Annotated in this window: 10 protein-coding genes; all 10 read left to right on the top strand. The window is 34.2% G+C overall.

What is annotated here, in order from left to right:
* The first annotated feature begins 2 nt into the window (after positions 1 to 2).
* The 10 genes from FUA26_RS01260 to FUA26_RS01305 all read left to right on the top strand — a co-directional run bounded on the left by FUA26_RS01260 (position 3) and on the right by FUA26_RS01305 (position 12,173).
* Entirely contained in the window at positions 3 to 416 is a 414-nt protein-coding gene (locus FUA26_RS01260) for a Fur family transcriptional regulator (RefSeq protein WP_147130658.1), read from the top strand.
* A gap of 61 nt (positions 417 to 477) precedes the next feature.
* A complete protein-coding gene (gene merTP, locus FUA26_RS01265) occupies positions 478 to 1,074 on the top strand; it encodes a mercuric transport protein MerTP (RefSeq protein WP_027879793.1) in 597 nt (198 codons plus the stop codon).
* The gene (locus FUA26_RS15785) at positions 1,074 to 1,280 is read left to right on the top strand and encodes a GDCCVxC domain-containing (seleno)protein (protein ID WP_147130660.1); all 207 of its coding nucleotides are present in this window, start codon (positions 1,074 to 1,076) and stop codon (positions 1,278 to 1,280) included. Before merTP ends, FUA26_RS15785 begins: the two co-directional genes overlap by 1 nt.
* Before the next feature lie 11 nt (positions 1,281 to 1,291).
* Positions 1,292 to 3,241, top strand: a complete 1,950-nt coding sequence (locus FUA26_RS01275) for a heavy metal translocating P-type ATPase (RefSeq protein ID WP_106688411.1) — start codon at positions 1,292 to 1,294, stop codon at positions 3,239 to 3,241.
* Between the two features lie 71 nt (positions 3,242 to 3,312).
* A complete protein-coding gene (locus FUA26_RS01280; protein ID WP_036122971.1) occupies positions 3,313 to 3,726 on the top strand; it encodes an HYC_CC_PP family protein in 414 nt (137 codons plus the stop codon).
* A gap of 107 nt (positions 3,727 to 3,833) precedes the next feature.
* Complete coding sequence (locus tag FUA26_RS01285; protein ID WP_106688412.1) at positions 3,834 to 7,541, top strand: efflux RND transporter permease subunit; 3,708 nt, start codon at positions 3,834 to 3,836, stop codon at positions 7,539 to 7,541.
* Positions 7,538 to 8,773, top strand: coding sequence for a TolC family protein (locus FUA26_RS01290; RefSeq protein WP_106688413.1), 1,236 nt, complete (start codon positions 7,538 to 7,540; stop codon positions 8,771 to 8,773). Before FUA26_RS01285 ends, FUA26_RS01290 begins: the two co-directional genes overlap by 4 nt.
* Before the next feature lie 3 nt (positions 8,774 to 8,776).
* Positions 8,777 to 11,062, top strand: coding sequence for a multicopper oxidase domain-containing protein (locus FUA26_RS01295; RefSeq protein WP_106688414.1), 2,286 nt, complete (start codon positions 8,777 to 8,779; stop codon positions 11,060 to 11,062).
* A gap of 52 nt (positions 11,063 to 11,114) precedes the next feature.
* Positions 11,115 to 11,717, top strand: coding sequence for a DUF3347 domain-containing protein (locus FUA26_RS01300; RefSeq protein ID WP_106688415.1), 603 nt, complete (start codon positions 11,115 to 11,117; stop codon positions 11,715 to 11,717).
* The gene (locus FUA26_RS01305; RefSeq protein ID WP_027879800.1) at positions 11,718 to 12,173 is read left to right on the top strand and encodes a heme-binding domain-containing protein; all 456 of its coding nucleotides are present in this window, start codon (positions 11,718 to 11,720) and stop codon (positions 12,171 to 12,173) included.
* Positions 12,174 to 12,221 lie beyond the last annotated feature (48 nt).

Here is a 12,221-nt window from a genome sequence, read left to right on the forward strand (position 1 = left end):
TTATGCAGACAATAGAACAATTATTAGAGTCAAAAAATATTCGTGTTACAGCAATGCGTATGTTAATTTATAAGTTTCTTGCAGAAAAAGAAATAGCAGTAACATTAAGTGACATTGAAAATGCTTTTGAAAAAGCAGATAGAACTACCTTATACAGAACTATTAAAACATTTGAAGATAAAGGAATAGTCCATCAAATAGACGATGGCACAGGGATAACAAAATATGCGTTATGCGAAGAGGGATGTAATTGTGATATTAAAAACGATTTGCATTTACATTTTCATTGTAATAATTGTAAAGAAACAACTTGTTTAACTGACCATAAAATTCCACAAATAAAAGTGCCTAACGGATTTGTTTCAGAAAATGTAAACTTGGTTGTAAAAGGTATATGTGATAAGTGTAGTGGATAATAAATGCACTTCCATTGCACGCTTTTTAATTGCATTTTTGTAATCAAAGAATTAAGTAATTATGAAAAGTAAATTAGCGATAACAAGTTTGCTTACAGCAATTACAGCTTCATTATGTTGTATAACACCTGTTTTGGCTTTAATAGCAGGAACAAGCGGTGTAGCTTCAACTTTTTCTTGGATAGAACCATTTAGACCTTACTTAATTGGGCTAACAATAGTAGTTCTTCTCTTTGCTTGGTATCAAAAATTCAAGCCAGAAAAAGAAATAGACTGCGGCGAATGTGAAACGGATGAAAAACCAAAATTTATGCATTCAAAAACCTTTTTAGGAGTGGTAACAGCATTTGCAATTGTGATGTTGGCTTTCCCATACTACTCAAGTATGTTATATCCAAAAACCGAAAAACAAATCATAATAGTTAATAACTCAAATATCAAAACAACAGAGTATAAAATAAGTGGTATGACCTGTGCCAGTTGTGAAGCTCACGTAAACCACGAAGTAAATAAACTTAACGGAATTGTAAACTCAAAAACATCATACGAAAATGGTAACTCAATCATTGAGTTTGACGAAACTAAAACCAATGAATTGGAGATTGAGAAAGCAATTAATGCTACAGGTTATAAAGTAACTGATAAAAAAGAAAATTGATGCAAACCATATTAAAATCGGAAATCACTTGCCCTAACTGCGGTCTTAAAAAAGTGGAAGATATGCCAACTAACGCTTGTCAATTCTTTTACGAGTGTGAGCATTGTAAAACGGTTCTAAAACCAAACGAAGGTGATTGTTGTGTGTATTGTTCTTATGGTACAGTTCCTTGTCCACCAATTCAACAAAACAAAAGTTGTTGCTAAAACAAAACTAAATGAAAAAAAAGAAAGTCAATTTAAGAGATTTAAAACCAAATTCAGAAGAACAACATTCTCACGATGATGGTCATAATCACGGTAATGGTAGTGCATTCAAAACCTATGTACCTGCAATCATAAGTTTTACAATGCTTATCATTGGTATAGGTTTAGATTATTTTGATGTTTCCTTCTTTAAGGATTGGATTCGTATTGCTTGGTATGGTATTGCATATTTACCTGTAGGCCTTCCTGTTGTGAAAGAGGGTTGGAATAGTATTAAAAAAGGTGATGTTTTTACAGAGTTCTTTTTAATGTCTATAGCAACCATTGGTGCATTTGTTATTGGTGAATATCCCGAAGGTGTTGCAGTAATGCTATTTTATGCAGTAGGCGAATTATTTCAAAGTGCTGCTGTAAATCGTGCAAAAGGAAATATAAAAGCATTATTAGATGTTAGACCTAAAGAAGCCAATGTATTTCGTGAGGGAGATTATAAAAGTGTTTCGCCAAAAGATGTAAACATTGGAGAAAAAATTCAAATTCGAGTAGGTGAAAAAATTCCATTGGATGGTGTTTTATTATCCGAAAAAGCATCTCTAAACACCGCAGCATTAACAGGCGAAAGCAAACCAGATTCCATTCAGAAAGAAGCAAAGGTTTACGCAGGTAGTATCAATTTAGAAAGTGTTATTGAAGTTGAGGTAACCAACAAGTTTGAAGATAGTTCTATTGCGAGAATATTAGACTTGGTTCAAAATGCTACAGCTCGTAAGTCTAAAACAGAATTATTCATTAGACAGTTTGCTCGTATCTACACACCAATTGTAGTGTTCTTGGCTATTGGTGTTACTTTTATACCTTACTTTTTTGTAGATGATTATATATTTAGAGATTGGTTATACAGAGCATTAATATTCTTGGTAATATCTTGTCCTTGTGCGTTAGTGATTTCAATTCCATTAGGATATTTCGGTGGATTGGGAGCAGCTTCAAAAAATGGAATATTATTTAAAGGTGCTTCATTTTTAGATGCAATGACCAAGATAAATACTTTGGTAATGGACAAAACAGGAACCGTAACTAAAGGTGTTTTTAAAATCAAAGAAGTAAAAGCAATTGATTGGAAAGAAACCGAATTTATGCAATATTTAATGGCGATGGAAGAACAATCCACGCATCCAATTGCTAAAGCAATTTTAGAGTATAAATCAGAAGGAGAAGATTTTGAAGCTCAAGACGTTTCTGAAATTGCAGGTAAAGGATTAAAAGGAATTGTAAATAGTAAAACAGTTTTAGTAGGTAATAAAGCATTAATGATTGCTAATAATATAGAAGTCCCAGCGGAAACGGAAAATATTGTAGAATCTATTGTATTAGTTGCAATAGATAACAAGTTTGCTGGTTATGTGGTAATAGCAGACGAATTAAAAGAAGATGCCAAAGAAACAATTGTCAAATTACAAAAAGTTGGTATCAAAAATATTATGATGCTTTCCGGTGACAAAGATTCCATTACTCAACAAGTCGCTAAAGAGTTGAACATCGAAAATGCAAAAGGTGATTTACTTCCAGAAGATAAGTTAAACGAAGTTGAAATATTAAAAAAGAATCCTGAAAATAAAGTAGCATTTATAGGGGATGGTATAAACGATGCGCCTGTTTTAGCAGCAAGTAACGTTGGAATTGCAATGGGTGGTTTGGGTAGTGATGTAGCTATTGAAACAGCAGACGTTATCATTCAAACCGACCAACCTTCAAAAGTAGTGAGAGCCATTAAAATTAGTCGTTCTACACGCAAAGTAGTTTGGCAGAATATCATTTTAGCGTTTGGAGTTAAAGTTATTGTCTTGATATTAGGAGCAGGTGGTTTAGCCACAATGTGGGAAGCTGTTTTTGCAGATGTAGGAGTAGCATTATTAGCAATTTTAAATGCAGTTCGATTGCAGAAAATGAAATGGGATTAAGCAGATTAATCAATTAAACTTCTGTTAAACAAAATCAATAGTTGTTAAAATTTCGTAACTTCGCAATCAATATGAAGCAGATTTTCCATAAAATAATGTCTTTAGCAATGACTTTTGTAGTGTTATTCTCTACAATGTCATTTACTGTGAATATGCATTATTGTGGAGATACTTTAGTAGAATCTGCTATCTTTCAAAAAGCCAAAGGTTGCGGAATGGAAATGGAAAAGCCTTCAACCGAAGAATGTTCTATTACCAAGAAAAATTGTTGTGATGATAAACAATTAGCAATTGAAGGTCAAGACGAATTACAATTGCAAGTTGACAAAATCACGTTTGAGCAACAAGTATTCATCGCTTCATTTGTTTATACTTACATTAACCTTTTTGAAGGTTTAGACAGTAATGTATCTACCTACGAAGAATACAAACCACCACTCGTCATAAGGCAACTCTACAAGATTGACGAGACATACTTAATTTGATTTTTAAACAATAGACTCTTTTATCCTATGACTGCAATGTCGTAAGGATAATTTACTGTATTCGGTGTTTTTACAACACTATTGTCTAATTGTTTAAAATCAATCATATGCTAAATAAAAGCATCAAATTTTTAATAGAAAACAAACTCGTTGCAGTTTTACTACTTGTCCTTTTTATTGGATGGGGAACTGTTAATGCACCTTTTAATTGGGATACAGGATTTTTGCCAAGTAACCCTGTAGCAGTAGATGCTATTCCCGATATAGGTGAAAATCAACAAATCGTATTTACCAAGTGGGATGGTCGTTCCCCACAAGATATAGAAGACCAAATAACCTATCCATTAACCACATCATTATTGGGTATTCCTGGAGTGAAAACCATTCGTAGTTCCTCTATGTTTGGGTTTTCAAGCATCTATATCATTTTTGAAGAGGATATAGAATTTTACTGGAGCAGAAGTCGTATTCTCGAAAAACTTAATTCCTTACCAAGTGGTTTATTACCCGAAGGTGTTAATCCAGCGTTAGGTCCAGATGCCACAGGATTAGGACAAATATTTTGGTACACACTTGAAGGTCGTGATGAGAACGGTAATGTAACAGGTGGTTGGGATTTACACGAATTACGTAGTATTCAAGATTACTATGTTAAATATGCCTTGTCCTCTGCAAGCGGTGTTTCTGAAGTTGCATCAATTGGTGGTTATGTTCAAGAGTACCAAGTGGATGTAAACCCAGAACTAATGCGTCAATATAACATTGGGTTACATCATATTGTTAAAGCTGTAAAAGAAAGTAATAAGGATATTGGCGCACAAACCTTGGAAATTAACCAAGCTGAATATTTAGTTCGTGGTTTGGGGTATGTAAAATCCATTGCAGATATTGAAAATGCTGTAGTTGATTCTGAAAATTTCACTTCAATAAAAATTAAAGACATTGGAAAAGTTTCATTAGGTCCAGCAACAAGACGAGGTTTATTGGATAAAGAAGGTGCTGAAGTTGTTGGTGCTGTTGTGGTGGCTCGTTATGGAGCAAACCCAATGGAAGTCATTAATAACGTAAAGGAAAAAATTAATGAATTAAGTGCAGGATTACCTTCAAAAGTTTTGGCAGATGGAAGAACATCACAAGTTACCATAGTGCCTTTTTATGACAGAACAGAATTGATACAAGAAACTTTAGGTACACTCAATGAAGCCTTAACTCTTGAAATATTGATTACCATTTTGGTTATAATCATTATGGTGTTTAATCTTCGAGCTTCTGTCTTGATTTCAGGATTATTACCAGTTGCAGTCTTAATGGTATTTATTGCGATGAAACTCTTTGGCGTCGATGCTAATATTGTCGCATTATCTGGTATTGCAATTGCTATCGGAACAATGGTCGATGTTGGTGTTATACTATCAGAAAATATCATTCGGCATTTAGATGAAGATGATGGAACACAATCCATTAATACAGTAGTTTACAACGCAACAGCCGAAGTTTCTGGTGCAATCGTAACCGCAGTAATGACTACAATTATAAGTTTCATTCCTGTATTTACAATGATTGGCGCTGAAGGTAAATTGTTCAGACCATTAGCATTCACAAAAACCTTTGCATTAACAGCTTCAATAATTGTAGCATTGTTTTTAATTCCACCTTTTGCAGCGTTTTTATTCAGAAAGAAAAGCATAAAAACGCATTTTAAATATGCTTTAAATGGCGTTTTAATAGTATTAGGGATAATAGCAATAATCTATGGTTATTGGTTAGGATTAATATTGATAGCTTTTGGTATCACAGCATTGTTAAGTACTCAAAATAAAATAACAGAAAAACAATCCAACTTAATTAATATCATAATATGTACAACTGCAATAGTATTTCTGTTAGCGGAATATTGGAGACCTTTAGGAGTTGATAAAAGTATCTTCTGGAACCTCATCTTTGTTGGTGTCATTTGCTTTGGCTTATTGGGTGTTTTCTCATTGTTTATCAGGTATTATACTCGAATTTTAAGATGGTGTTTAGATAATAAATTACTATTTCTTTCAATTCCAACTGCAATTGTCATTGCTGGTTTTTTCATTATGAAAAACACAGGCAAAGAATTTATGCCATCGTTAAATGAAGGTTCTTTTTTATTGATGCCTACTTCTATGCCACATTCTGGTGTAGAAGAAAATAAGCGTGTTTTACAGCAGTTAGATATGGCAGTTGCCAGTATTCCTGAAATCGAAACTGTAGTTGGAAAAGCAGGTCGTACAGAATCTGCATTAGACCCAGCACCACTATCAATGTATGAAAATGTTATTCAGTATAAGTCAGAATATATGCTGAATGAAAACCGAGAACGTCAACGCTACAAAGTGAATAATGATGGCTTGTTTGAATTAAAAGATGGTCGATTTATCGCAAATCCAAATAATACAGAAAATGTCACCTTGAGCACAGTCGAAAGGTCTCAACTCATTCCAGACAATAATGGCGAGTTCTATCGAAATTGGAGACCTGAAATACAATCACCAGATGATATTTGGAACGAAATTGTAAAAGTGACCAAATTACCAGGCGTAACGTCTGCACCAAAGCTACAACCTATTGAAACCCGATTGGTAATGTTGCAAACAGGAATGCGAGCACCAATGGGTATTAAAATAAAAGGGCAAGATTTAAAGCAGATTGAAGCGTTTGGAATGCGATTAGAAGATATTTTAAAACAAGCTGAAGGTGTAAAAGATGAAGCTGTTTTTGCAGACCGTATTGTAGGTAAACCCTATTTGTTAATTGATATTGATAGAGAGAAAATTGCTCGTTATGGCGTAACCATTGAGGAAGTTCAAAATGTTTTGAAAGTGGCTGTTGGTGGTATGGTATTAACACAGACAGTAGAAGGTCGTGAGCGTTATGGTGTTAGAGTTCGTTACCCAAGAGAATTAAGAGCAAATCCAACCGATTTAAAACAAATCTATGTGCCTGTTGAAAAAGGAAGCCCTATTCCTTTAAGTGAATTAGCGACTATAAAATATGAACAAGGTCCACAAGTAATTAAAAGTGAAGACACTTTTTTAGTTGGCTATGTGTTATTTGATAAAATGGATGGTTTTGCAGAAGTCAATGTGGTAGAAAATGCACAAACCTTAATTCAAGAAAAGATAGATAGTGGCGAATTGGTAGTCCCAAAAGGTATCAACTACCAATTTACGGGAACGTATGAAAACCAATTAAGAGCAGAAAAAACCTTGTCGGTTGTTGTGCCTTTAGCGTTGGCAATCATTTTCTTAATTCTGTATTTCCAATTTCGTTCAGTAGGGACATCACTAATGGTATTCACAGGTATTGCAGTTGCTTTTGCTGGTGGTTTTGTAATGATATGGCTCTATGGTCAAGATTGGTTCTTAAACTTCAATGTCTTTGGTGAAAATCTGCGCGATTTATTTCAAATGCACCCCATTAATTTAAGTGTAGCGGTTTGGGTTGGGTTTATTGCACTATTTGGTATCGCAACCGATGATGGAGTTGTAATGGCAACTTATTTAACACAAACATTTGATAGAAATACACCAGAAAATAAAAAAGAAATCAGAGCATCAGTAGTAGAAGCAGGAGAAAAACGTATTAGACCTTGTTTAATGACAACTGCTACTACCATATTGGCATTATTACCAGTATTAACATCTACAGGAAGAGGTAGTGATATTATGATACCTATGGCAATACCAAGTTTTGGTGGAATGCTTATAGCCTTAATCACTTTGTTTGTTGTACCAGTATTGTATAGCTGGAAAGCAGAAGTTCAACTTAAAAGAACATCAAAATGAAATATAAATCAATACAAATAAAAATCGTCTTGGCTCTTGGCTCTTGTTTCTTGAGTCTTTTTGCGAACGCTCAACAATTAGAAATACTTATCGATGAAGCCTTAACAAACAATCCAGAAATTCAAAAGTTTGAGTTACAATACAAAAGAGCTTCCGAAAAGGTAAACGAGGTCAACACCATTCCTAATACCGAATTTGGAGTTGGTTATTTTGTAAGTGAACCAGAAACTCGAACAGGTGCTCAACGCTTTAAGGTGTCTGCAAAACAAATGTTACCGTGGTTTGGTAATATTTCGGCAAGAGAAAATTACGTTAGTTCGTTAGCAGATGTTAAGTATGAAGATATTGTAATTGCGAAGCGAAAATTAATGTCTTCAGTTTCACAATCTTATTATAGACTATATGCTAATAAAGCAAAACAAAAGGTATTAACAGAGAATATCAATCTGTTAGAAACTTATGAAACAATGGCTTTGACTTCTGTTGAGGTTGGTAAAGCATCTGCAGTAGATGTATTACGATTACAAATGCGTCAGAACGAAATGCAACAATTAAAAGACGTATTGCACCAACAATTTTTAGCAGAACAGACCAAATTTAACAACCTATTGAATAGGGAAAATGATGTTACAGTCAATATGGTAGATAGCTTAATTATACCTTCTGAAGACTTTGATATTACTTTTGAAAAATTAGTATTGCATCCTGAATTACTAAAATTTGATAAACTCTATCAATCCATAGAGCAATCAGAATTATTGAATCAAAAAGAAAGCAGTCCAATGATTGGTTTTGGATTAGATTATATCAATGTTGCTGAAAGACCAAATATGGATTTCAGCGATAACGGAAAGGATATTGTAATGCCAATGGTTTCGGTATCTATCCCAATTTTCAATAAGAAATATAAATCCCAAACCAAACAAAATGATTTGCAACAGCAGGAAATTACTGCTCAAAAACAGGAACGTTTAAATGCATTGGAAACGCTTTTAGACAAGGCGATTAACGAACGCATTTCTGCAAGAATAAGTTATGCTACCCAAGCCAAAAACCTAAAACAGGCTAAAGATGCAGAAGACATTCTAATAAAAAGTTACGAAACAGGAACCATTGATTTTAATGATGTTTTGGATATTCAAGAGTTGCAATTAAAGTTTCAAATGAACCAGATAGAATCTGTGAAGACTTACTATGTGCAAAGTACAATCATTAATTATTTAATTAAGTAAACAATGAAAACATTTAACACAATACTTCTCTTATTCTTAACTTCAATGGCATTCGCCCAAGTTGGAACAAATGGTGAAGACAGAAAAGAAGAAGGACGCCCAATTAGAGAATATAACCTTACCATAGAAAAAAATGAAATGACGCTTGGAGGTGTCACCGCAAACGGAATGACCATTAATGGTGGAATTCCAGGTCCTACATTAGAATTTAATGAAGGTGACCTCGCTATTATTAATGTAACCAATAAAATGGATGAAGAAACCTCTGTACATTGGCACGGTTTAATACTTCCTAATTTTTATGATGGTGTACCTTATTTAACTACGCCACCTATAAAAGCAAATACTACATTTCAATATAGAATACCTATAAACCAATCTGGCACATATTGGTATCATTCCCACACGATGTTGCAAGAGCAAAAAGGAGTTTATGGCTCAATAGTCATTCATCCTAAAGAAAAGACCTTGGACTATGATAAGGATTTAGTCGTAGTCCTTTCCGATTGGACAAACGAAAAGCCAATGAATGTGTTACGAAACCTTAAACGGGGAAACGAATGGTATCAGGTTAAAAAAGGGACAGCAGTACCATTAAGCAGAGTTATTAAAGAAGGTGCATTAGGCGCACAATTCAAATTTTGGCGCGATAGAATGGAAGGTGCAGACATTGCGGACGTCTATTATCCTGCGTTTTTAGCTAATGGTAAAAAACTTGCAGAATATTCAGAGTTTAAAACAGGTGAAAAAGTACGATTACGTTTTATCAACGCATCTGCTTCATCTTATTATTGGGTGGATTTTGGTGGTGGTAACCCGATGATAGTTGCGAGTGATGGTGTAGATGTAACACCAGAATATAAAAACCGATTTCTTTTTGCAATTGCCGAAACCTATGATGTTATAGTAACTATCCCAGAAGGTACATTAGAAATTACCGCAACAGCCCAAGATGGTTCTGGCAACACCTCAATCCGTTTGGGTAGCGGAAAATTGTATCCAGCTACTGTAATAGACAGACCAGATAAAGTGGCTATGATGAAGCAAATGGCAAAAATGGATATGAAGATGGGTGCACCTGCAATGGTGGGCAATCACAAGAAAAAAACACCAGAGTTTTTGATGCAGACATATGGAATGAAGATGAAGATGGATATGAAAGACGGACAGATGAAGATGGATAATGATATGAATATGGAAATGAAAAAGGATGCGACGCCAATGAATCATATGATGTCTACAATGCAAAAGGACACCACTTCATTTAATTATGACACACGTAAAACCTATTTCAATTATGATTTTTTAAAGGCAAAAGAAAACACGACTTATAAGGCAGACATACCTGTAACCGACCTTTTACTTAATCTAACAGGTAATATGCAACGTTATGTTTGGAGTTTGAATGGCATACCACTTTCGGAAACAGACAAAATTAAAATTAAAGGTGGAGAGGTTACTAGAATTACTTTGAATAACCTAACAATGATGCATCATCCAATGCACTTACACGGACATTACTTTAGGGTCATCAATGAAAATGGCGAACGTTCCCCATTAAAACATACCGTCAATGTACCACCTATGCAAAAAGTGGTCATCGAATTTTATAACGAAGAATATGGTGATTGGTTCTTTCATTGTCACGTGTTATATCATATGATGGGTGGTATGGCAAGAGTATTTAGCTATGATACACCACGAGATGAAAGGATGAAACCTTATCCAGTACAAAACCTAATTGACGAGACAGACCATTACTATTCGTGGGGAATGCTTCGTGGAGGTTCAAACTTTAATGAACTTTTATTGATGTCAAGCAGCATCCGTAACGAATTTGCACTACGTGCCGAGTTTGATTATAACCAAAATGCCGAGATAGAAGTAAATTATAACAGATATCTCAATGATTGGGTACGCGTATATGCAGGCGTAAATACTGAAACTTCAACACCAGATTCTTATGATACATTCAATACTGTGGGATTGGTTGGAGTTAAATATTTCACGCCTTACAGATTTAATGTCGATGTGAGTATGGACCATCAACTGCGCCCAAGAATACGTTTAGACAGAGAACTATTGATTTTTCCTAGAATTTTTCTCGAAGGAGAATACGAATACAGAGCAGATTTTGGATGGGTTAATGAGTTAGAAAACAACAAATCTTATGAAGGTGAAACGCAATGGTTAATTGGAGCATCATACATCTTATCTCGAAATTTTTCAATTCAAGGGAATTATAATAACCGATATGGTTGGGGTGGCGGACTATTAGTTCGATTTTAATAATAAATAACAATTTTATATAAACAAATATTAATCTTAAAAGTAAGTCAAAATGAAAAAAGTAAAATTAGTAACAACAATTATGGTAATGGCTTTTATAAGCCTAACAACAATGTCTTGTAAAGACGCAAAAAAAGAACATAACAACGATGAAGGTCATAATACAGAAATGAATCACGACAATAGCGATGGTCATCACGATGGTAAGAAAAAGAAAATGGCAATGAATGGAGATACAAATTCTCAAACAATATTAAATGACTATTTCAATTTAAAGGATGCCTTAGTGGTAGATGATAATGCCAAAGCTAAAGAATTGGGTGCAACCCTCGCAACGTCATTAGGAAAGCTTGACATTTCAAAATTTACAGATGCCCAGCAATCAGAATTAAAGGACATTATCGAAGATGCTACGGAACACGCAGAACATATTTCAGAAAGTCCAATAGCACATCAACGTGAGCACTTTAAAGTTTTAAGTAAGGATATTACTGATATGGTAGCTATTACAGGAACACAAGTAAAACTATATGAGCAATTTTGTCCAATGTACGATGGTGGTTCAGCTTGGTTAAGTATGAGCAAGGATATTAAGAATCCCTATTATGGAAGCAAGATGTTGAACTGTGGAAAAGTCCAAAAGGAAATTAACTAAATGAAGATTTTAAAAATCATAGCAATAGTGTTGTTGGTGGCGTTTGTGGGGATTCAATTTATCCCCACAACGCGCAACCAAAGTGAAGTTGTTCCAAAAACCGACTTTATGTTGGTAAATGATGTCCCAAATGATATCAAGAACAAATTACAAGTCTCTTGCTATGATTGCCACAGTAACAATACAATATATCCTTGGTACAATAAGGTGCAACCGGTAGCCTGGTTTCTTGAAGACCATATCAAAGAAGGCAAGGCAGAATTAAATTTTAATGAATGGGATGATTATTCAAATAGAAGAAAAAACAGTAAACTAAAATCCATCATCAATCAAATTGAAAATGGCGAAATGCCCCTTTGGTCTTATACGCTAATTCACAAAAATGCCCTTTTATCGACAGGTGAAAAAGAACTTATAATTGGTTATATGAAACAAATTAAAGATAGTTTAAATTAAAATTCTGATATAAGTAGAATGGATTAGTTCATTTTTCTTTAAAGAAAA

This window comes from Seonamhaeicola algicola (genome assembly GCF_007997385.1).
GTDB classification, from domain to species: Bacteria; Bacteroidota; Bacteroidia; order Flavobacteriales; family Flavobacteriaceae; genus Seonamhaeicola; species Seonamhaeicola algicola.

Excerpts from the sequence above, each read along its gene's own strand:
- FUA26_RS01285 (WP_106688412.1), top strand. The coding sequence starts at position 3,834 with ATGCTAAATAAAAGCATCAAATTTTTAATAGAAAACAAACTCGTTGCA.
- merTP (WP_027879793.1), top strand. The coding sequence starts at position 478 with ATGAAAAGTAAATTAGCGATAACAAGTTTGCTTACAGCAATTACAGCT.
- FUA26_RS01260 (WP_147130658.1), top strand. The coding sequence starts at position 3 with ATGCAGACAATAGAACAATTATTAGAGTCAAAAAATATTCGTGTTACA.
- FUA26_RS15785 (WP_147130660.1), top strand. The coding sequence starts at position 1,074 with ATGCAAACCATATTAAAATCGGAAATCACTTGCCCTAACTGCGGTCTT.
- FUA26_RS01275 (WP_106688411.1), top strand. The coding sequence starts at position 1,292 with ATGAAAAAAAAGAAAGTCAATTTAAGAGATTTAAAACCAAATTCAGAA.
- FUA26_RS01300 (WP_106688415.1), top strand. The coding sequence starts at position 11,115 with ATGAAAAAAGTAAAATTAGTAACAACAATTATGGTAATGGCTTTTATA.
- FUA26_RS01280 (WP_036122971.1), top strand. The coding sequence starts at position 3,313 with ATGAAGCAGATTTTCCATAAAATAATGTCTTTAGCAATGACTTTTGTA.
- FUA26_RS01290 (WP_106688413.1), top strand. The coding sequence starts at position 7,538 with ATGAAATATAAATCAATACAAATAAAAATCGTCTTGGCTCTTGGCTCT.
- FUA26_RS01305 (WP_027879800.1), top strand. The coding sequence starts at position 11,718 with ATGAAGATTTTAAAAATCATAGCAATAGTGTTGTTGGTGGCGTTTGTG.
- FUA26_RS01295 (WP_106688414.1), top strand. The coding sequence starts at position 8,777 with ATGAAAACATTTAACACAATACTTCTCTTATTCTTAACTTCAATGGCA.